This window comes from Amycolatopsis sp. NPDC004625 (genome assembly GCF_040609695.1).
Classification (GTDB): Bacteria; Actinomycetota; Actinomycetes; order Mycobacteriales; family Pseudonocardiaceae; genus Amycolatopsis.
In genome coordinates this window covers 1-19505 of the sequence record NZ_JBEXKX010000064.1, presented here as the reverse complement: position 1 = coordinate 19505, position 19505 = coordinate 1, and the positions used below count along the sequence as shown (strand labels likewise).

The 19505-nt window shown below is 72.4% G+C and carries 18 protein-coding genes and 1 other RNA gene; 7 read left to right on the top strand and 12 right to left on the bottom strand.

Annotated elements, in window-relative coordinates; all coding sequences use genetic code 11:
* Positions 1 to 2: 2 nt before the first annotated feature.
* The 7 genes from ABZW17_RS41455 to ABZW17_RS41425 form a co-directional block, all read right to left on the bottom strand.
* Positions 3 to 485 carry a hypothetical protein gene (locus ABZW17_RS41455; protein ID WP_354826843.1) on the bottom strand — a complete coding sequence of 161 codons (483 nt, stop codon included), beginning with the start codon at positions 483 to 485 and terminating at the stop codon, positions 3 to 5.
* Between the two features lie 10 nt (positions 486 to 495).
* Positions 496 to 762 (bottom strand): hypothetical protein, encoded by a 267-nt coding sequence (locus tag ABZW17_RS41450; protein ID WP_004562703.1) that lies wholly within the window; start codon positions 760 to 762, stop codon positions 496 to 498.
* 1418 nt (positions 763 to 2180) lie between these two features.
* Positions 2181 to 3032 carry a hypothetical protein gene (locus tag ABZW17_RS41445; RefSeq protein WP_354826841.1) on the bottom strand — a complete coding sequence of 284 codons (852 nt, stop codon included), beginning with the start codon at positions 3030 to 3032 and terminating at the stop codon, positions 2181 to 2183.
* Positions 3033 to 3236: 204 nt separating this feature from the next.
* Positions 3237 to 3632: RNase P RNA component class A (gene rnpB, locus ABZW17_RS41440), an RNA gene on the bottom strand.
* A gap of 20 nt (positions 3633 to 3652) precedes the next feature.
* Entirely contained in the window at positions 3653 to 4888 is a 1236-nt protein-coding gene (locus tag ABZW17_RS41435; protein ID WP_354826839.1) for an FAD/NAD(P)-binding oxidoreductase, read from the bottom strand.
* Positions 4885 to 5697 carry a ferredoxin gene (locus tag ABZW17_RS41430; RefSeq protein WP_354826837.1) on the bottom strand — a complete coding sequence of 271 codons (813 nt, stop codon included), beginning with the start codon at positions 5695 to 5697 and terminating at the stop codon, positions 4885 to 4887. Before ABZW17_RS41430 ends, ABZW17_RS41435 begins: the two co-directional genes overlap by 4 nt.
* Positions 5698 to 5704: 7 nt before the next feature.
* Positions 5705 to 6373: a DUF4142 domain-containing protein gene (locus ABZW17_RS41425; RefSeq protein ID WP_354826835.1), complete on the bottom strand. Its 669-nt coding sequence runs from the start codon at positions 6371 to 6373 to the stop codon at positions 5705 to 5707.
* Positions 6374 to 6621: 248 nt separating this feature from the next.
* On the opposite strand from ABZW17_RS41425, the gene ABZW17_RS41420 reads away from it, so the two are divergent.
* The 4 genes from ABZW17_RS41420 to ABZW17_RS41405 all read left to right on the top strand — a co-directional run bounded on the left by ABZW17_RS41420 (position 6622) and on the right by ABZW17_RS41405 (position 11707).
* A complete protein-coding gene (locus ABZW17_RS41420; RefSeq protein WP_354826833.1) occupies positions 6622 to 7200 on the top strand; it encodes a sigma-70 family RNA polymerase sigma factor in 579 nt (192 codons plus the stop codon).
* Positions 7197 to 7574 (top strand): hypothetical protein, encoded by a 378-nt coding sequence (locus ABZW17_RS41415; protein ID WP_354826831.1) that lies wholly within the window; start codon positions 7197 to 7199, stop codon positions 7572 to 7574. Before ABZW17_RS41420 ends, ABZW17_RS41415 begins: the two co-directional genes overlap by 4 nt.
* Positions 7575 to 7605: 31 nt before the next feature.
* A complete protein-coding gene (locus ABZW17_RS41410; protein ID WP_354826829.1) occupies positions 7606 to 10398 on the top strand; it encodes an AAA family ATPase in 2793 nt (930 codons plus the stop codon).
* A gap of 67 nt (positions 10399 to 10465) precedes the next feature.
* Positions 10466 to 11707 carry an SLC13 family permease gene (locus tag ABZW17_RS41405; protein WP_354826827.1) on the top strand — a complete coding sequence of 414 codons (1242 nt, stop codon included), beginning with the start codon at positions 10466 to 10468 and terminating at the stop codon, positions 11705 to 11707.
* A gap of 49 nt (positions 11708 to 11756) precedes the next feature.
* On the opposite strand, the gene ABZW17_RS41400 is transcribed toward ABZW17_RS41405, so the two are convergent.
* The 4 genes from ABZW17_RS41400 to ABZW17_RS41385 all read right to left on the bottom strand — a co-directional run bounded on the left by ABZW17_RS41400 (position 11757) and on the right by ABZW17_RS41385 (position 16358).
* Positions 11757 to 13499: a hypothetical protein gene (locus ABZW17_RS41400; RefSeq protein WP_354826825.1), complete on the bottom strand. Its 1743-nt coding sequence runs from the start codon at positions 13497 to 13499 to the stop codon at positions 11757 to 11759.
* A 183-nt stretch (positions 13500 to 13682) separates the two neighbouring features.
* On the bottom strand, positions 13683 to 14792 hold the full coding sequence (locus ABZW17_RS41395; protein WP_354826823.1) for a bifunctional RNase H/acid phosphatase: 1110 nt from the start codon (positions 14790 to 14792) through the stop codon (positions 13683 to 13685).
* Entirely contained in the window at positions 14789 to 15526 is a 738-nt protein-coding gene (locus tag ABZW17_RS41390; RefSeq protein ID WP_354826821.1) for a C4-type zinc ribbon domain-containing protein, read from the bottom strand. Before ABZW17_RS41390 ends, ABZW17_RS41395 begins: the two co-directional genes overlap by 4 nt.
* Positions 15527 to 15536: 10 nt before the next feature.
* Positions 15537 to 16358, bottom strand: coding sequence for a Nif3-like dinuclear metal center hexameric protein (locus ABZW17_RS41385; protein ID WP_354826820.1), 822 nt, complete (start codon positions 16356 to 16358; stop codon positions 15537 to 15539).
* A gap of 514 nt (positions 16359 to 16872) precedes the next feature.
* Here ABZW17_RS41385 and ABZW17_RS41380 point away from each other — a divergent pair.
* The 3 genes from ABZW17_RS41380 to ABZW17_RS41370 are packed head-to-tail and all read left to right on the top strand — an operon-like array spanning position 16873 to position 18876.
* Positions 16873 to 17334, top strand: coding sequence for a low molecular weight protein-tyrosine-phosphatase (locus ABZW17_RS41380; RefSeq protein WP_354826818.1), 462 nt, complete (start codon positions 16873 to 16875; stop codon positions 17332 to 17334).
* Positions 17335 to 17374: 40 nt separating this feature from the next.
* Positions 17375 to 18208 carry an SURF1 family cytochrome oxidase biogenesis protein gene (locus tag ABZW17_RS41375; RefSeq protein ID WP_354826816.1) on the top strand — a complete coding sequence of 278 codons (834 nt, stop codon included), beginning with the start codon at positions 17375 to 17377 and terminating at the stop codon, positions 18206 to 18208.
* A 50-nt stretch (positions 18209 to 18258) separates the two neighbouring features.
* Positions 18259 to 18876, top strand: coding sequence for an FMN-binding negative transcriptional regulator (locus ABZW17_RS41370; RefSeq protein WP_354826815.1), 618 nt, complete (start codon positions 18259 to 18261; stop codon positions 18874 to 18876).
* 26 nt (positions 18877 to 18902) lie between these two features.
* On the opposite strand, the gene ABZW17_RS41365 is transcribed toward ABZW17_RS41370, so the two are convergent.
* The gene (locus tag ABZW17_RS41365; protein ID WP_354826813.1) at positions 18903 to 19340 is read right to left on the bottom strand and encodes a hypothetical protein; all 438 of its coding nucleotides are present in this window, start codon (positions 19338 to 19340) and stop codon (positions 18903 to 18905) included.
* Between the last annotated feature and the right edge of the window lie 165 nt (positions 19341 to 19505).

Below are 19505 nucleotides of genomic sequence, written 5' to 3'. Positions count from 1 at the left end.
GACTACCTCCCGGCCCGAGCCGGGTTGCCCCGGCTCCGGCGCGCTCGTGGTGCTCCCTGGGTGACGCCTACCCCCGGCGGGCCGCCGTGGTGCTGGTACTGCCGCCTGCGGCGGTGCTTCGGCAGCGGGCGCTCGGCCCGCACCCGGACGCGGCTGGCGCTGACCGCGCCCCCCGTGCCGGTGGTCCGCTCCCGGGGGGTGTTGAGCTCGCGCCCCGCCATCGCGACCACGGCGCCGAGCGGGCGCTCGTGGCTGATCTTGGCCGTGAGCAGCCGGGTGATCACGATGGTGGCGACGAACGCCCACGCCGTCGAGAAGAACCCGAAGCTCCACCCGGCCCAGCGTTCTACGCCGAGGACCAGGAAGAACGTCGGGATGCCGATGAGCCAGGCGACGTACCGGGCTCTCCAGGGAAAAGTCGCTTTCGGGGGGCCGAGCCACACGGCGTCGACCCGGTAAACCTCGTCATCGGTCCTGATGCGCACGCGGCCCGCCTCAGCCGGTGAACAGGCCGGCGATCCACTGGCCCACGTTCACGCCCGCGCCGCTGACCGCGAGACCGATGATGGCGAGCGCGATGACCACGCCGGCGAGCCGGCGCATGACACCGGCGTTGTCGCCCTTGCCGCCGCCCAGCCACAGAAGCAGGAGTGCGACGGCCAGCAGCACCAGGGGGATGACGTTGTCGAGCAGCCACTGGCGCACGTTTCCCGTGCCCAGCTCGCCGGCGGCCAGCGTGTCGAGGGTGGTCAAGGTCATCATCGCGATACTCCCGGTGCGCGGTGGGGGCCGCGCGGTTCTGGCTCAGGCGGTGCTTCGAACAACATCATGGGGGCTACGAGGGGTAGTGGTCAAAGTGCGCAGCGTAGAGACCGGCTGGCTCGTCAACCGGCGTGGTGCAGATGGCACGCGAAAACTCCACGCCCACCATCATCGCGGCAAGGGCCCTCGGGTTGAACCCCGGCCACCCATACTTCTCAGTGTGCTGACGAACTCACCCCATTGCCCGGGATTTGCTCACTGTGGGTACTTGCACTGTGGCCGTTGTGCGGCCTGGAACAGTGTTGCATGACACGAACGGCCGTGTCGCGCGAGTCCGCTCTGTCACGACCCTCCCGCCGGTCGGCGGCCATGTCGATCTTGACGGCCTCCGCTGTCCGTCACGGGGCGCTCAGCACTTCACAACTTTTTCACTACATAGCGTGATCTTGCCCGGTTTCACGGCCGACGGCGGGCGAAGACGCTGTTCCGACGTTCACGACGGCCCCACTCCGAGGCCGTGACGACGACCGCGACACCCGCTCGGCAAGCCACCGCGCGAAACCGACGACGCCTTGATGGCCCGCCACTCCGCCTGCGAGTGGGCCTCCGCGTGCCGGTTGTCCGGCAGAGTCGCCTCCTCGGGCGTGGACGAGGGCTCCCCAGGAGAACGAGAAGAGCGACTGGTTCGTGCCACCACCGCGGCCACATCCGCCCTTCGGGCCAGCCACCCAGCGGCCGTCAGGACGCCCAGAACAAGTACGACCCTGCCGAGGGGGCGCGCACAGTCGGCGAGACGCCGGTACAACCTCTTGTTCGCGAGCACCTCGGTCGGCCCCCGCCGCGGGGTGTGACGGGGCTTCCCGTCTGGGCACCGTCCCCTGCTGCCGTTAGTCTTGGACATGCGGCACTCTCCTGCTCGTTTGTGGCGTGCGGATTTGTCGTGCTGGGGCGTCGCCTGTTGCAGCAGGTGGCGCCCCGTTTGCGTGGGCCTACAGTCTCGCGTTGCCCGTCTTCCGGTCCATCCGGATCCATCTTCCTCGCGCGCTACGCGTGTAAGCACACGAGTCCGAACTGGGCGACGCTTCAACCAACATTATGGAGACTACGATGGGTAGTGGTAAAAGCGCGGAGCGTAGGATTTGCGCAACTTGCCCACCCGCGTCACGCACACCCGAAACTCCACGCCCACCATCATCGCGGCAAGGACCCGCGGGTTGAACCCCGGCCACCCATACTTCTCAGTTCGCTGACCAACTCACCCCATTGCCCAGGATTTGTTCACTGTGGGTGTTCATCGGGGCCGTTGTGCGGCCTGACATCGGGTCGACGTCACACGAATGGCCAACGACGCGTCCGTTGAGTAACCGGCCGCGCAGCCATTCGGTGCCTATGTTGATCTTCGCCCAGAACGGCGGGGCTCACCGGCGGCGGGCGAAGACGCCTTCCGGGAACGCGCCGGCTTCGACGACCCGGCGGCTGAGCTCGCGGCCCAGCTCCTCGAGGCGGGCCGTCCGCTCGGGACCTAGGTGCTCCCACGGGCCGCGCGCGGCGGCCTCGGTGGCGACCTCGACGCGGTCGCGGACGGCGGCGCCCGCATCGGTCAGGCCGCCCTCGGCGTCGAGGATCCCGCGGTCCTTCAGCCCGGCCTCCGCGGCGGCCCACTGCTCGTCGCTCCAGCCGCGGGTCAGCTTGGCGGCGTCGGCGACGAACCCGCGTCCGGTGGCCACGTGGGTGAGGAGCGCTTCGAGGCCGCTGAGACCGTTCAGGACGAGCGCGGCGATGTGGCCGTCGCCGCGGTGCTCGCGGATCAGCGTGACGGCGTGCCAGAGGACCAGGTGCGGCTCCCCCGGCCAGGCGAGGCCCGCGTGGGCGGCGTAGAGCGGCCGTCCTTCGCCGGTGCACCCGGCGGTGGCTTCGCGCGCGAGCTCGGCGGCTTCGGCGACCTCGTCGCTCTTGACGTGGTCGCCGAGCAGCCGGGTGAGGGCCTTGTCGACGCCGTCGAGACGCGCGTCCAGGACCTGCTCCGGCGTCGCCAGGGTCCAGGCGCGCGGGATCACGCGCGCGACGACCTCGGGGTTGAAGTTGTAGAAGGTGGCGGCGACGACCTCGGGCCCGACGGCCCCCATGGCCGCGGACCGGCTCGCGAAGTACGGCATCCGGCCCGGCCGCAGCCCGGTCCCGGTGAGCGCGGCATCGACCTCGGGCGCGAAGTACGCCAACGCGTGCAAGGAATCGAAAGCTGCTTTGAACCGCTTCTCGTCACCCGCCATACCCGCACCCTACTACCGGGTAACCACGCGACGGAACCACGAATCCGGCACCCGGAGGGTCGGTTCGCGTACCCGGAGGGTCGGTTCGCGTACCCGGAGAGTCGGTTCGCGTACCCGGAGGGTCGGCCGGGCGAGCCGACCGCCTGGGTACGCGAACCGACCGTGCAGGTACGCGAACCGACCCTCGGGGTACGGGGGTGGAGGCGGACGAGCTGGCATGTAAGCCGGATCCTGTTCCCCGGTCGCCTCGCGGCTTCCGGGGCGGCGGCCATCCATCTCGGCCTGCCGTTGCCGGCAGGCTCCAGCGGCCTACCCGCAGGCTCGGACGGGCCGTCCTCGAACGCCTGCGCAGGAGCCCGGAGGCTCCCTCTTGGCCTTGCTCCGGGTGGGGTTTACCTAGCCGTCCCGGTCGCCCGGGACGCTGGTGGTCTCTTACACCACCGTTTCACCCTTACCCCCGCCGGAAGGCGGGGGCGGTCTGTTTTCTGTGGCACTGTCCCGCGGGTCACCCCGGGTTGCCGTTAGCAACCACCCTGCCCTGCGGAGTCCGGACTTTCCTCGGACCGGGTCGCCCCGGCCCGCGACCGCCCTGCCAGCTCGTCCGCAGGCGAGATGGTAGCTCAGTACCCGGCCACCGCCTCGCTGTGGTGACGCGGCCGGACCTCGGGCGGCGGTTCGGCCGGGACCGGGTGCTGGCGGGCGAGCTCGGCCGTCCAGTGCAGCACCGCGGCCGGGCTGTCGAGGCCGATCAGGCCGACGAGCCGGCCCTGGCGCACGAAACCCGTGATCGGCCGGGTGCCGGGGACGGGCGACTCGAGCAACACCGTGTCGGAAGCCATGGACGGCCGGCCGGCGACCTGGATCCGGACGCCGTGCTGCTCGGACCAGTAGCGCGGCACCGGGGTGTAGGCCGGGGAACCCTGCGGGCCGGCGAGCAGGTTCTGGGCCGCGGCCCGGCTCATCTCGACGGCGTTGAGCCAGTGCTCGTCGCGGTGCGGCGTCGCGTCGAAGCGGAGGTTGGGCCAGCGGGCGACGTCGCCGGCCGCGACGATCGTCGACGAGCCGACGACGTGGCAGGTGGGGCCGCAGACGACGCCGTCGTCGAGCGGGAGCTTCGCGCCGCGCAGCCACGAAACGGCCGGGACGCTGCCCACGGCGACCACGACGCAGGCGACGTCGATCGCCCGGCCGTCGGCGAACTCCAGGCCGACGTGGTTCGGGGCCGGCCGCCAGCGGCGGATGGTGGTGCCCAGTTCCAGCCGGACGCCGCGGGCGGTGTGCAGCGCCGTGAGCCAGTCGCCGATGTCGCGGCCGAGGACGTCGGCCAGCAGCGGTCTCGACCGTCCGAAGAGGACGACGTCCCGGTTCATCTCGCGGAGGCTGGAGGCGACTTCGCAGCCGATGAAGCCGTCGCCGACGACGGCGACCGGGCCGGGCGCGGCGGCGAGCGCCCGCTGGAGGGCGATCGTGTCGGCGAGGGTCCGGACGACGACCACGCGCGGGTGGCCGTGCGGCGCGCCCGGCATGCGGCGGGGTTCGACGCCGGTGGCGATGATCAGCCCGTCGTAGCGGAGTTCCTCGTCGCGCAGGTGCACGATCTGCCGGTTCGGCGACAACGCCGTGACGGGCGTGCCGAACCGCCATTCGGCGTCGACTTCGAGCGGGTCGGCGAGCAGCGTGTCGGCGCGGCTGACCGCACCGGTCAGCAGCTGCTTGGACAGCGCCGGGCGGTGGTAGGCGATGTCGGGCTCGGCGCCGAGGACGACGACTTCGCCGTCGAACCCGAGTTCGCGCAGCCGTTCGGCCGCGCGCAGGCCGGCCAGGCCGGCTCCGGCGATGACGATGCGTTCGCTCATCGGGTGGCTCCCAACAGGTGGATGGCTCGCATGGGGCAGGCGCGCGCGGCGGCCTGGACGTTCGGGACCAGCTGGGCCTCCGGGCGCTTCTCGTAGGCGAGCTGCCCGTCCTGGCCGAGCCGGAAGACCTGCGGTGCCTCGGACTGGCAGACCCCGTAGGCGTGGCAGCGCTGGCTGTCGACGTCGACGCGCACGGTCGCCGGCTCCGGGCCCGGTTCGGCCGGCGGGAGCGTGACGAGCCCGGCGCGGGCGAGCACGGGCGCGGGGAGCACGCGCAGGACCGACAGCAGCACCGGCGGGACGAGCAGCGTGATGCCGGCGAGCCAGACGACGGCGAGGTGCCCGCTGGAGACGGCGCCGAGCCAGGCGTGCACGGCGAGCAGGCCGACGGCGAGGTAGCCGAGCTGGTGGACGCGGAGCCAGCGGCCTTCGCGGGCGCCCCGGCGCAGGCCCGCCGTCACCGACACGGCGATGACGAGCTCGAGGCCGGCGATGCCCAGCGCGTGCCGCGGGGTCCCGTCGTAGAAAGGCAGCAACAGGTCGGCGACGCCGAAGGGGTCGTCCTCCAGGAACAGGAAGGTCAGGCCGTGCAGGGTGCCGGTGGCCAGGGTGAACGCGGCGAGCAGCAGGTGCCCGGAGCGGAGGGCGTCCTGGCCGCTGAACCGGCGGACCCAGCCGGTGGCGGAGAGGACGCCCCAGCACAGCGTCAGGCACATGCAGAGGTAGGTGAGGCGGCCGGACAGCGTGGCCGCCTCGGCGATCCCGGTGTCGTGGGGGGACACCGGGACCAGCGCGGCTGCGGGGGACATGGGCGGGTTACCTCCGGGGGCGCGGCGAGGTCCTGCCGGGGGTCCCGAGCAGGCGGAGCAGGCCGAACGTGGCGACGGCGGCGACGGCCACGAAAACGGCGCCGAGGGCGATGGCGCCGCCGCCGAGGGTGTCGTCCTCGGTGGCGGAAACGAGCAGGGACGTGGTCTCGGCGAGCCCGGTGCTCTCCAGGAGCGTCAGGTGCCCGAGCGAGGTGTCGACGGCGGTCTGGGCGAACGCGCGGACGTCGTCGTCGCGGGTGCCGGCGCGGACGTCGGAGGCGAGCCCGAAGAGGGTGCCGTACTCGGCGCGGAGGCGGTTGACGTAGGCGCGGTCGAACGCGTCGCCGGAGTCGGCGGCGATCTCGTCGGCCCAGGTGCGCTCCTGGTCCGTGGGCTCCCCCGGCAGGGTGACGGCGAGCCGGTCGGCGACCGCGCGCAGGGCGACGTCGAGGCGGGCCTGGTCGTCGGCGATGCGGACGGCGACGGCGCGGACGCGGCGGTTGGTCGCACGCTCGACGGCGAGCCTGCTCGACGGCACGGCCCACAGCGTGTGCTGCTTCAGCCGGGTCAGCAGGGTGCGGTCGGTCTGCTGCAGTTCCCCGGCGGACGCCGGGAGCGCACAGCCGAGCACCAGCGCGGTCGCGGCGGCCAGCAACGCCACGAATCGGAGCGGCATCCCCGTTGTCCCTTCGCAAAGGAGTCGTCATATCCAGCTACGGGCGGAAGGTGTGATCCGGTTCTCACCGTCACCTTTTAGTGACCTGTGACGTGCATCACAAGACAGATTGTGAACCCCGCTACGGTGAGCAACGCGGGGCCCGCAGCTAATTGGGTCGGGAAACTAATGCATATGGTCTATTAAGTGTTTTTGCGCTACGCTCCGGTAGCCCCACGGTCCGCCAGTCAGGTGAGGTTGCGAGCTTTATGGAAGCACTGGGCAGAGAAAGTCGCGGCCACGTCGGCTACGCCCCGTCCCCCACGGCGGTCGACACCGGCCCCGACACGGGGGACGATCTCGTCCCGTTGCTCTACAAGGACTTCCGCGCGACGCTGTTTGCGCAGGTCCTGGCCCTGACCAACCATGACCGGCAGTGGACCGAGGACGTGGTGCAGGAGACCATGATCCGCGCGTGGCAGCACTCCGACACGCTCGAACGCGAGCCCGGAATGCTGCGCGGATGGCTGCTCACGGTGGCTCGCCGGATCGTCATCGACGGCTGGAGGAATCGCCGCGTCCGCCCGCAGGAGGTCGCTCTGGAGATCCCGGAAAACGCCGAGTCCACCGACCGTGCGGACAGTTCGTTAGCAGCACTAACGATTACTCGGGCATTGCGGGAACTGGACGCGAAATATCAGTCCGTCATCTACGAGACCTATCTCGCCGGAAACACCGTTCGGCAGGCGGCGGAAATTCTCGGAATTCCGGAGGGAACCGTCAAATCGCGGTTGTACACGGCGATGCGGCAATTGCGGAAAGCGCTCGGGGAAGTGGCGGTCCGATGAGGGGGCGGCACGCGGACGCCGCGGCCTACGGGCTCGGCGTCCTCGACGATCCGGAGGAGTTCGAAGCGCACCTGCTCGGCTGCGCCCGTTGCCGGGGCCGGGTCGCCGGGTTCACCCCGGTGGCCGGCGCGCTGGCGGAGGCCGCGCGGCTGGGCTACCTGCCGCCGGGCGACGGGGCCGCCCGGCGCCGGAAGGCGGCCGGCCCGCTCCTGCTGCTCGCGCTCGGGGTGGCCGTCACGGCCCTGTCCGCGGCCCGGCCGGCCACCGGGAAGATCCGGTTCGCATCCACTGCGTCCATCGTCTCCCCTGGTCAGGTGGTGGCCGGTGCCGGTTGCGCGCCGCGGAGTCTCCCGTGGCCGACCGGTTTCCAGTAGTCTGCCCCAACCCAACATGAAAGTCCTTACGGTGGATACCGAAGTAAATCCCGAGCACCCCGCCAGCGGGGCTTCGGTACCGAAGCGTCCCGCCCCGCGGCTCCCCGGCCGCGAGCCCGAACTCGGCCGCCTGACCGGTCTCTTCCCGGTCGCGCTGGGCGGCGCGGCCGCCAGCGCGGTGCTGGTCGGCGAGTTCGGCATGGGCAAGAGCGCCACCCTGCGGACCGCCGCGGCGCTGGCCGCGGACGCCGGGTTCACCGTCGCGGTCGCCACCGGGTCGCGGCTGGAGAGCCACCTCGCGGGCGGGCTCGTCCGCCAGCTGGCCGACGCGCTCGAGGGGCCGGGTGCGGCGCCGCGCCCGGCCGTCACCGAGCTGTGCGGCCCGGCCGGCGAGGGCGAAGCGCTCGACATCTTCTTCCGGATCGTCCGCGAAGCCAGCGCGCGCGGCCCGCTGTTCCTCGGCATCGACAACGTCCACCTCGCCGACGCCTGGTCCATGCGGTGCCTGGCCTACATCCGCAACCGCGTCCTCGACCTGCCGGTCTTCATCCTCCTGACGTCGCTGACCGGGCACCCGCCGCACCGCGAGGTCGCGCTGCTGGAGATGGCGGGCTGCACGCCGGCCACGATCACGCTGAACGGCCTCGGCGACGCCGCCGCGGCGGAGATCCTCGGCCTCGCCCCCGGCGAGCTCGCGTCCGCCTGCCGCGAGGCGACCGGCGGCAACCCGTACCTGCTGCAGGCGCTGCGGCCGCGGCTGCTGCCCGGCGCGGACCCGCACGAACTCGGCTCGTCGCTGATCGGGCAGGTGCTCCACACGCGGATGCACGAGTTCCCGCACGCGCCCGCCATCCTGCACGCGGCGGCGGTGCTCGGCGAGGACGCGGCCTTCGACCTGCTGGCCAAGCTGGCCGGCGTCGACGAGCTCGACGCGCTGCAGGCCATCGACACCATGGTCCGGCTGCACGTGCTCAACAACAGCAGCCAGCCGACGCTGACCTACTCCTTCGTCCGCAACTCCCTGCTCAAGGACATGCCGCGGACGACGAGGGCGGTCAACCACTCCCGGGCGGCGAAGCTGCTGACGGAGACGGGCGCGCCGGCCGAGCGCGTCGCCGCCCACCTGCTGGAAGCGACGTCGATCCGGATCCCGTGGGCGGTGGACGTGCTGCGGCTGAGCGCGCGCGACGCCGTGTTCTCGGGCCGGCCGGAGCTGGCCGCGCGGCACCTGCGGCGGGCGCTGGAGGAACGGCTGACGTCCGGGCGCCGGATGGCCGTGCTGCTGCAGCTCGCGCACGCGGAGTTCCAGTTCGACCCGCCCGGCGCGGCCAAGCGGGTGCGGGAGGCCGTCGACACGGTCGGCAACCGCGAGACGGCCGCGTACATCGCCACCGCGATGCTGCTGTCGCTCTGCGGCGGCCAGGACGCGCGGCTCGGGATCAGCGCGGCGGGCCAGATCGCGGCGCGGCTCGACGCCGGCGGGCCGGACGCGGTGTGGCCGCTGCTGTGCATGACCTACCTGGCCGAGGCGGGCAGCCGGCTCGGGCCGCCGCCGGAGTTCCGCGACTTCGAGGAGCAGTGGGCGCCGCTGACCGACCCGGCGGCCCAGCGGAGCCGCTCGGCGTTGCTGGCGCTGGACGCCGTCCGCAGCGGCGAGTCCGCACAGGACGCCGTCGGCCACTTCGCCGACGCGCTGACCGGCGACGACGGCGACCTGTTCGAGCAGCACTACTTCTTCACGCTGGCGACCGCGGTGCTCTCGGACGAGCCGGCGCACGTCGACCGGCTCTGCCGCGTGCTCGACGTCGAGCGCGAGCCGTGGGACGTGCACGTGCCGCACGGTGCACTGCCGACCCTGGCCCGCGGGATCGCGCTGCAGGCGAGCGGCGACCTGCAGCGGGCGAGCGTCCACTTCGAATCGCTGCTGCGCCGGTTCGACGAGCGCGGCGGGACGACGACGTGCCCGGTCGGCGTGCTGTGCGCGGCGAAGCTCGTCGAGTGCTGGGTGGACCTCGGCCGGTTCGAGGCGGCGACGTCGTTGCTGGACCGGATGGACTTCGTCGCGAGCCAGGGCCTGTTCACGCACACGTACCTGCTGTACGCGCGGGGCCGCCTGCGCGTCGCGACCGGCTACACGCGCTTCGGGTTCGAGGACCTGCTCAGCTGCGGACGGCGGCTGGCCCACCACGGCATGCGGTTCCCCGGGTTCGTGCCGTGGCGCGCGCACGCGGCGCGCGCGGCGCTCGCGCTCGGCCAGACCGACGACGCGGCGCGGCTGGCGGAAGAGGACATGAACGCCTCCGCCCGCTGGGGTGCCCCGCGCCCGCTGGGCACGGCGCTCACGACGCTCGGGCTGGTCCGCGAGGACGACGAAGCCGAACGGGCGCTGCAGAAGGCGATCACGACGCTGCGCTCGTCGCCGGCCCGCCTGCAGCTGGCGACGGCGCTGACCGAGCTGGGCACGCTGCAGGCGCGTCACGGCCAGTCCGAAAAGGCGATCGAGACACTGCGGCAGGCGGTGGAGCTGAGCGAGCACTGCGGCGCACGGCCGTTGGCGCGGCGGGCGGCGGAGGAGCTGCGGTCGTCGCGGCGGGCGTTGACGCCGGCGAAGGACAACGAGCACGGCCTGACCCGCCAGGAGAACCGCATCGCCGTGATGGCGGCGCAGGGCCTGACCAACCGCGAGATCGCGACGGCCCTGCACCTCACGCGGCGGACGGTGGAGCTGCACCTGTCGGGGGCGTACCGCAAGCTCGGCATCCCCGGGCGCGCGGAACTCGGTGGGGCGCTGGCGAAGTCTTCGTCGCGTGTGGACGGTCGCTGACCCGGTCCGCTCCCCGGTCGTCGCGGCCGCCGGATCCGCGCGCGTGGCCGTCGTTTAGCGTGAACAGGTGAACTTCTGGGCAGGCGCGGGCAGCCTGGTGCTCCTCGCCGCGGTGCTGGTCTTCGCCATCGTCCGGCCGCGCGGCTGGCCCGAGGCCGTCGCCGCGGTGCCCGCCGCGGGTATCGCCCTCCTGCTCGGGCTCGTCAAACCGGGCGCCGCCGGGCAGCGGGCCGTGGAAATCCTGCCCACACTGGGCTTTCTCGCCGCCATCCTCCTTTTGTCCTTTTTGGCCAGTGTGGACGGGGTCTTCGCCTGGCTCGGCAACCGGCTCGCCGAGGCGTGCCACGGCCGGCCGCGCCGGTTGCTCGTGCTGACCTTCGCCGCCGCGGCCGGGGTCACCGCCATCCTCAGCCTCGACGCCACCGTCGTGCTGCTCACCCCGGTCGTCCTCGCGACGGCGACCAGCCTGGAACTGCCCGCCCGGCCGCACGTCTACGCCTGCGCGCACCTGGCCAACTCCGCGTCGACGCTGCTGCCCGTCTCCAACCTGACCAACCTGCTCGCCTTCGCCTCGTCGGGGCTGACCTTCGCCGGGTTCACCGCGCTGATGGCGCTGCCGTGGCTGGTCACCCTGGCCATCGAACTGGTCGTCTTCCTGCGGTTCTTCGCCGCCGACCTGCGGCCGCGCGAAACGCCCGAACCGCGTCAGCACCTCGAGACGCCGACGTTCGCGCTGGTCATCCTCGGCCTGACGCTCGTCGGCTTCGCGGTCGGGCAGCTCGGGCACGTCGAGCCGGTGTGGATCGCCGCGCTGGCCGCGCTGATCCTCGGCGTGCGCGCGCTCGCGCAGGGCAAGATCCGGCCGTGGCAGCTGGTCAGCGAGGCGGCGCCTCAGTTGTGCCTGTTCGTGCTGGGGCTCGCCGTGGTGGTGGAGGCCGTTTCGGAGCACGTCCTCGGCGGCCTGCTGCGCGACATCCTGCCGTCGTCGACCGGCCTGCTCGACCTCCTGGTGGCGGCCGGGGTGGCGGCGCTGCTGGCCAACCTGGTCAACAACCTCCCGGCGACGCTCATCCTGCTGTCCGTGCTGGGCCCGCACCCGGCGCCCGGCGTGCTGCTGGCGGTGCTCCTGGGGGTGAACATCGGCCCGAACGCGACCTACCTCGGCTCGCTGGCGACCCTCCTGTGGCGCCGGACGCTCCCGAAGCCACCCTCGGCCCGGACTTTCCACGCGCTGGGCGCCCTCACGACGCCGCTGTGCCTGGCCGCGGCCACCGTCGCGCTTTGGCTGGGGCTCGGCCTGGCCTCCTGACCGGGCATCACGCGTGATCGGACAGGCATCACGCGTGATCAGGCGGGCATCAGCTGGGCATGGTGATCGTCTGGCCCGGCTTCATCGTCGCGCCGCAGTCGTCCAGCGGGCCGCCGAAGCGGTCCGCGGCCACCGCCGGGATCGTCTTGGCCGCGTAGTCCTGGGCCGCCTTGAGCTTGGCCTGGTCCGTGATCGCGTCGCGGCGGACCCAGTCGCCGTTGCGGAGGCCCTCGATCGGGGACGAATAGATCAGCACGTAGTCGCGGTCCAGCCGCGAGTCGAGCGCGATGCCGTTGCCCGCCGCCCAGGGGCCCCACGAGTGGATGAACGTCGGCTTGACCGTGTCGAACACGTAGTTGCGCAGGCCCGCGAGGTCGTTGTCGTGCACCAGGTCGGCGATCGGCTTGTTGACCAGACCCGCCATGTCGACCAGCTCGAGCCGGCTGGTCATCGACGAGCCGCCGAGGTCCGGCAGCAGCAGTGACGCCTTCTGCAGGCCCAGGATGTCGGCGTAGGTGTTGAAGCCGCGGCCGAAGCGGTCGGCCACCAGGCACGCCGTGATGTTCGGGTTCTTCGCGAACTTGTCCGCCGCGGCCGCGAAGCCGACCGCCGACGGGACGAACGCCCCCACCAGCACCACGATGACGCCGACCCGCAGCAACGCCTGCCGGTGCCGCAGCAGCTCACCCGCCGAGAGCGTGCCCGCGATCACGGCCAGCGGCCAGATCGGGCTGGCGAACCGGTGCTGGTACATCCAGTCCGCCACCATCACGCCGTACGCGACGATCCCCAGCCCCAGCGGCACCAGCAACGCGACCAGCGAACGCCGCCACGGCGCCTTGACCAGCGCGAACCCGATCACCAGAGCGAGCACGACGACACCGGCCCAGCCCGCGTAGCCGACCAGCTCGAACGGCCGCTTGACGGCGTCGAACCCGGGCAGGCCCTGCTGCTTCGCCACCGACGGGTTGGCCAGCAGCCGCCCGAACTCCGAATGCCGCCAGAGGACGTACCCGCCGAACGGCACCGCGAACGCCGCCACCGACAGCAGCGCCAGCCGGAAGCTCTTCCAGAACAGGCCGCCGCGCAGCAGGAACAACGCCGCCAGCGGGTACGCGCCCGCGTAGATCAGGCCTTCCGGGCGGGTCAGCGCGGCGAAGGCCACCATGACCCCGGCCCACAGCGCGACCTTCGGCGTCAGCAGCTTGTCTCGCTTCACCGAGACGAACAGCGTCACGCCGAGGGTGACGACCGCGAACGCGAACAGCGAGTTCTCCAGGCCGGACACGACCCAGATGACGTAGGACGGGATCGTCGCCAGCGTCAGGCCGGCGATCAGCGTCACCAGCCAGGCGAAGCGGGTGAAGATCTGCTTCGCGGCGATGTAGCAGGCCGTCAGGACGCCGCCGGTGAACAGCAGGCCGAGCGCCTTGGGGAACAGCACGTAGTCCGGGAGCCCGAAGAGCGAACCGTGGTCGAAGAGGCCGACGAGCTTGCCGAGGCCGAGCAGCACCATCCACGTCGGGTCGGAAAAGCCCTCGACCGGCGGGGCGCCCGGCTGCAGCACCGGGCCGAGGCCGTCGGCGAAGCTGCGGGCGTAGGAGAAGGTGATGGCGGCGTCGTCGACGATCCAGTGGCCGTAGCGGGTGGCGTGGACGGCGACCGCCGCGACGCCGGCGAGCACGGCCAGCACCGGCGCCAGGCGTGCGCCCCACCCGCGGGTGGCCGTGGTGGTGGCCGGGTCCTCGGGGACGTCGCTCGGTGAGGTCTCGGTGAGTGCGCTAGCCGTCATGTCCTCGTCACTGTTCCGCCCGCAGGCTTCTGCCGGTGGGATACGCGCGAGCTGGCGCCCCCTGAGTGGATCCGTCGGCGGATCCGCCACCGCGGCGACGCGGTCGAGACACTGTAGCCAATACCCCATCCGGGGTCCGCCACGCGTCGGTGTTGAGCGTGATCCACCCCACATTTTCCCCGGTCAGCCGAGGTGCGAGGTGTCGTTCGCGAGGCGGACCGAAGCGTTCCCGTCCGGGTAGAACTCGACGATCGACAGCGACGCCAGGTCCAGGTGCAACCGGAACAGCAGCTGCGGTCCGGCGTCGAGGCCCATCCGGAGCAGGGTCTTGATCGGCGTCACGTGGCTGACCAGCACCAACGTCTTGCCGCCGTGCTGCGCGATGAGCTCGTCGCGGGCCTTGCGGACGCGCCGGTGGACGACGTCGAAGCTCTCGCCGCCGGGCGGCGGCACCGAGCTGTCGCCCAGCCACGACCGGTGCAGTTCGGGGTCGCGGTCGGCCGCCTCGGCGAACGTCAGGCCCTCCCACTCGCCGAAGTCGGTCTCGATCAGGCCGGGGTGGGTCTCGACGCGGCCGCCGAGCGCGTCGGCGACGGCCTGCGCGGTCTGCTTCGTGCGGGTGAGCGGCGAGGAGATGATCGGGACGGCCTCGCCGTCGACGACCAGGCCGTCCGTCGCGGCCAGCCGCTTCGCCGCCGCGGCGGCCTGCGACCGGCCCAGTTCGGTGAGCGGGACGTCGCCGCGGCCGGAGTAGCGGCGCAGCGCCGACATCTCGGTCTGGCCGTGGCGCAGCAGGAGCAGCCGGGTCGAGGTGCCCTTCGCGCCGGTCCAGGCCACCGTGGAGCGGTCCGGTTTGCGGGTCGGCAGCTTCGGCAGGGCCGGCTTGCCGGCCGCCGCGTCCATGGCCTCGTTGGCCAGCCGGTCGGCGTGGGAGTTCTGCGCGCGCGGGATCCACTCGTACGCGACGCGGGAAAAGCCCGCGGCCAGCTCCTTGGCCCGCTCGGCCAGCGGCTGCATGTCCGGGTGCTTGATCTTCCAGCGCCCGGACATCTGCTCCACCACGAGCTTCGAGTCCATCCGGACGTCCACAGTGGACGCGCCGAGCTCGGCCGCGGCGGCCAGGCCGGCGATCAGCCCGTTGTACTCGGCGACGTTGTTGGTGACGACGCCGAGGCTTTCCTTGCGCTCGGCGAGGACCTCGCCGTCGCTGTCCTTCACCACGGCGCCGTAGCCGGCCGGCCCCGGGTTTCCTCGGGAGCCGCCGTCGGCCTCGATGATGACGTGCGACGTCACAGACCCGACTCCAAGGTCCGGACCAGGATCGCGCCGCAGTTCTCGCACTGGATGACGTCGTCCTCCGGGGCGGCCTTGATCTCGCTCACCGTGTTGCGGTCGAGCTCCAGCTGGCAGGCGCCGCAGCGGCGGGCGCGCAGCAGGGCGGCGCCGATGCCCTTGTGCTCGCGGACCCGCTCGTACAGCTTGAGCAGCGGTTCCGGGAAGCGCGGCGCCAGCTTCTCGCGGTCCTCGGTGCGGCGGGCGCGGGTGGTGTCGAGGTCCTTGAACGCCTCGTCGCGGCGGCCGATCGCGGCGGCGACCTCGGCCTCGGCCTTGTCGACCTCGGCGCCGGTGCGCTGCGCGTCCAGGCCGAGGGCCTCGCGCTGCTCCATCAGCTCCAGCAGGTCGTCCTCCAGCGCGCTCTGGCGGCGCTCCAGCGACTGCAGCTCGTGCTCGATGTCGGTCATCTGCTTGGAGTTGACCGAGCCCGACGCCAGGAGCTTGCGGTCGCGTTCCTCGCGGGCACGCACCGACTCGATCTCCTTCTCCTGCCGGGCGATCTCGCGGTCGAGGTCGGAGGCGGCGGTCTCCACCGACACGAGCGCGTCGCGGCGCTCGCGGACGGTCTTCTCCCCCGCGTCGATCTCGGCCAGCTCCGGCAGGGTGCGGCGGCGGTGCGCGGTGCGCGAGAGCTCGGCGTCCACCTTGGCGAGCTCGAGCAACTGGCGCTGCACGGCGGGTTCGGCCTTCACGGTGCTCCTCTTAGCTAGATGTGCGCTCGGCGCGGACGGTCCACGGGTCGGTGCACCGCGTGGACACGTGAACGTCAACGCTACCCGCAAACGCCTCCGCCACGAGCGCCGAGGCTTGCCCGCACCAGGGCCACTCGCTGGCCCAGTGGGTCAGCCCGACCAGCGCGGGCACCGGGCCGCGGCCCGCGAGGTGCTCACCGGCGGGGTGATGCCGCAGGTCGGCGGTCACGAAGGCGTCGACACCGGCCGCGGTGGCCTGCTTCAGGTAGGAGTCGCCGGCGCCGCCGGAGACGGCGACCGTGCGGATCGGGCGGTCCGCGTCGCCCGCGCCGAGCACCCCCGGCACGGTCGCGGGCAGGGCGTCGGCGACGCGCTGGACGAAGACCGCGAACGGCTCCGGCTCGGGCAGTTCGCCGAGGCGGCCGATGCCGGTGACGCCGTCGGCGTTCGGCTCCAGCGGGCCGGTCACCCTCAGGCCGATGGCCGCGGCGAGGGCGTCGGAGACGCCGGGGTCAGCCGAGTCGGCGTTGGTGTGCGCGCAGAGGAGGGCGATGCCGCCGCGGATCATCCGGTGCACGAGACCGCCCTTGGCGGTGTCGGCGGGCACGCCGTGCACGCCGCGCAGCAGCAGCGGGTGGTGGGCGACGATCAGCTGCGCGCCGAGTTCGACGGCTTCGTCGACGGTCTCGGCGACCGGGTCCACGCAGAACAGCACGCGGCTGACGGGTTCGCCGGGGTCGCCACAGACGAGACCGACGGCGTCCCACGACTCGGCGAGCGCGGGCGGGTACGCCCGTTCCAGGACGGTGATGATTTCGGCGAGCGCGGGCATCCGGTGATTTTGGCATGCACGCACCCGGCGGCGGTGCGGGCCGGTTCCGGGCAGGGGCGCCGCGGCGGCGGCGGGCCGCCGCGGGCGCCGGATGGGATCAGTTGCAGTTGCCGCAGCAGCCGCAGCCCTGGCCGGTGCACTTCGAGCAGCACCCGTGCATGATCGCTCTCCTTCCGGTTCGCGTCCTCGCCCGACCGACGCTAAGTGGCCGCCGCAGGCCACGGATACCGCCGAGCGGGCGGGTGACGGGGTGAACCCGCCGGTTACACACGGCCCGCGCCGACGCCCTTCGCGGGCATCACACGTGACCCGAGGGGCATCACGTGTGTCTGGAGGGGCATCACATGTGATTGGAGGGGCATCGGGCCGATGCCCGCTCAGTCACGCGTGATGCCCCGCTGATCACGCGCGATGCCCCGCTGATCACGCGTGATGCCCGGCTGATCACGTGTGATGCCCCTCCGGTCACGGCCGGCCGGGGTGGGGTGGCGGGGGCGGTGGTTAGGCTCGGGGTGTGACGCACATCGTCTTCGTCTGCTCGGGCAACATTTGCCGCTCTCCGATGGCCGAGCTGGTTTTCCGGGCGCGGCTCGAGGAGGCCGGGCTCGGCGACGCCGTGCGCGTGACCAGTGCCGGTACCGGCCCGTGGCACGCCGGGGAGCCCGCCGACAAGCGCGCCCGCGCGACGCTGAAGGCGCACGGCTATCCCACGTCGCACGTCGCGTCCGAAGTGTCCGGTGAGGACCTCGCCGCCGATCTCCTGCTGGCCGCCGACGAAGGGCACCTCGGCTTCCTGCGGTCGCGGGTCGACGACCCGGCGAAGGTGCGGCTGCTGCGGTCGTTCGACCCGTCGGCGCCCGAGGGCGCGGAGGTCCCGGACCCCTATTACGGCGGTGACGACGGCTTCGAAGACGTCCTCGGCATGATCGAGCGCGCGGTGCCCGGTTTGCTGGATTGGGTGCGTTCGCGGAGGTAGGGGTCACGGCCCGCCCGGCGGCACGGGCTACCGTGGTGGGGTGCGGTTGCGGTTCCTGCTCCGGCCCGGGTGGCTGGCCCTGACGGCGGTGGTGTTCACCTTCGCCGTCTGCTGCTTCACCCTCCTTTCGCCGTGGCAGTTCAGCCGCAACACCGAGCGCGAGCAGCAGAACTCCGCGCTCGAAGCCTCCTTCACCGCCGCGCCGCTGCCGCTGGCGCAGCTGCTGCCGCCGGGGAGCGCGCCCGATCAGCACACCGAGTGGCACCTCGTGTCGATCACCGGCCGGTACCTGCCGGACAAGGAGGTCGTCGCGCGGCTGCGGACGGTCCAGGGCGAGGGCGCGTTCGAGGTCCTGACGCCGATGCGGACCACCGACGGCACGGTCGTGCTGATCGACCGCGGCTACGTCCGGCTGGACAGCAAGTCCGGCGCGCTGCCGTTCGCCCCGCCGCCGGCCGGGACGGTTTCCGTGACGGCCCGGGTGCGCGCGAACGAGACCGACCCGAAGAACCGCGACGCGTTCGCCGACGCCTCGACCGGCGGGCAGCTGCAGAGCTACGTCGTCGATTCGCGGGTCGTGGCGCGGGCGGGCCGGATCGACATCCGGCCCGGGTACTTCCAGCTCGACGTCGGCCAGCCCGGCGTGCTCGGCGCGCTGCCGCTGCCGCAGACCGACTCGGGGCCGTTCCTGTCCTACGCGCTGCAGTGGATCGCGTTCGGCGCGATGGCGCTGCTGGGCTGGCTGTACTTCACCGTCCGCGAGCTGAAGCCGGGCGGGGCGCTGGACGCCTCCGAGGCGCCGACGCAGCGGCGGAAGTCCGTCGCGGAGATCCTCGCGGAAGACGAACTCGCCGAAAGTGGCCATCAGAAGTAGCCCGGAACTGGCCCTCTGACGAGGCCACTCCGGTCGGCGATACTCGGGTCATGCTGATCCACCCGTGGGACGCCGCCTCCGATGCCGAGTGGCGGGAGTGGCTGTCCTCGCACGACTTCGGCCAGCTGATCGCCGGCGGCCGGGGCCGCGACCTCCCGGTGGTGACGCCGGCGCACTTCGCGTTCGACGGCGACCGCACGGTCGTCACGCACCTCGCCCGCCCGAACCCGATCTGGCCGTTGCTGGAAGAGCACCCTCGGGCGCTGCTGGCGGTGGTCGGGGACTACACCTACATCCGGGCGGACTGGAACACGGACGCGGACCCGGCGTACGGCGTGCCGACGTCGTACTACGCGACGGTGCAACTCGAAGGGGACGTCCGGCTGGTCGACGACCCGGCGGCGAAAGCGACCCTGCTCGACAAGCAGCTGCGGCACTTCGAGCCGGACGGCGCCCGGGCGCCGGTGAGCGCCGGCGCCGAGGCCCCGGACCGGCGGCTGCTGCCGGGCATCCGCGGGATCGAGTTCACGATCACCGGGGTCCGGGCGAAGTTCAAGTTCGGCGGCAACAAGACGGCGGATGACCGCGAGCGGATCGGGGCACGGCTGGCCGAACGGGCCGGGCCGCTGGACGCGGAGGCACGGTCGCAGCTGCGCCGCCGCGGCTGAGGGCGGCCCCAGCCGCGGCGCGCGGGTCAGCCGCCGCAGGCCGGCACCGGGAGCACGTCCACGAAGCCGTGGATGGTCTCGCCGGTGGCGTGGTTCAGCGCGTCGGCGGTCATGTGCTGGGTGACGCCCGGCTGGTTGGCGGTCGCGTGCTGCTCGCGGATCCCCGTGGTGGTCGAGACGTCGTCGCCGGTGAAGAAGACCTTGCCGTTGTCGGCGAAGGTGATGGTCCAGAGCTGGCCGGCGATGTTCGTGTGGATCTCGAACTCCTCCCCCACGACGAACGAGCCGCCGGGGCCGTCGTCGTCGTGCTTGGACTTCAGCGTGAACGACGTGCCCAGGCTGCCGTGGCCGTCCTGCTCGTAGGTGGGACCGCAGCGCCGGCTCTTGGCGTCGGCGGTCCCGGTGACCAGCAGCGTGAGCAGGCTCGCGGCGGTCAGTCCGGCCGCAATGTGCTTGTACCGCAAGAGTTCCTCCCAGTATTCGGCGAAGCGTTGCCTACGCTCGTCGATACGGGAGGGGGTTACACGGCCCGGGGCCGGCGGCCGCCCGCCGGCGCGCCCGGCGCGGGGGGGGCGGGCCGCCCAACGGCGCCCGGAGGTCCCCAGCGGGGGTGGGGGCCCCGTGCAGGC

Coding starts and splice junctions, on each gene's coding strand:
- ABZW17_RS41420 (WP_354826833.1), top strand. CDS start 6,622: ATGGAAGCACTGGGCAGAGAAAGTCGCGGCCACGTCGGCTACGCCCCG.
- ABZW17_RS41385 (WP_354826820.1), bottom strand. CDS start 16,358: ATGCCCGCGCTCGCCGAAATCATCACCGTCCTGGAACGGGCGTACCCG.
- ABZW17_RS41400 (WP_354826825.1), bottom strand. CDS start 13,499: ATGACGGCTAGCGCACTCACCGAGACCTCACCGAGCGACGTCCCCGAG.
- ABZW17_RS41425 (WP_354826835.1), bottom strand. CDS start 6,373: ATGCCGCTCCGATTCGTGGCGTTGCTGGCCGCCGCGACCGCGCTGGTG.
- ABZW17_RS41370 (WP_354826815.1), top strand. CDS start 18,259: ATGCTGATCCACCCGTGGGACGCCGCCTCCGATGCCGAGTGGCGGGAG.
- ABZW17_RS41435 (WP_354826839.1), bottom strand. CDS start 4,888: ATGAGCGAACGCATCGTCATCGCCGGAGCCGGCCTGGCCGGCCTGCGC.
- ABZW17_RS41450 (WP_004562703.1), bottom strand. CDS start 762: ATGATGACCTTGACCACCCTCGACACGCTGGCCGCCGGCGAGCTGGGC.
- ABZW17_RS41445 (WP_354826841.1), bottom strand. CDS start 3,032: ATGGCGGGTGACGAGAAGCGGTTCAAAGCAGCTTTCGATTCCTTGCAC.
- ABZW17_RS41415 (WP_354826831.1), top strand. CDS start 7,197: ATGAGGGGGCGGCACGCGGACGCCGCGGCCTACGGGCTCGGCGTCCTC.
- ABZW17_RS41430 (WP_354826837.1), bottom strand. CDS start 5,697: ATGTCCCCCGCAGCCGCGCTGGTCCCGGTGTCCCCCCACGACACCGGG.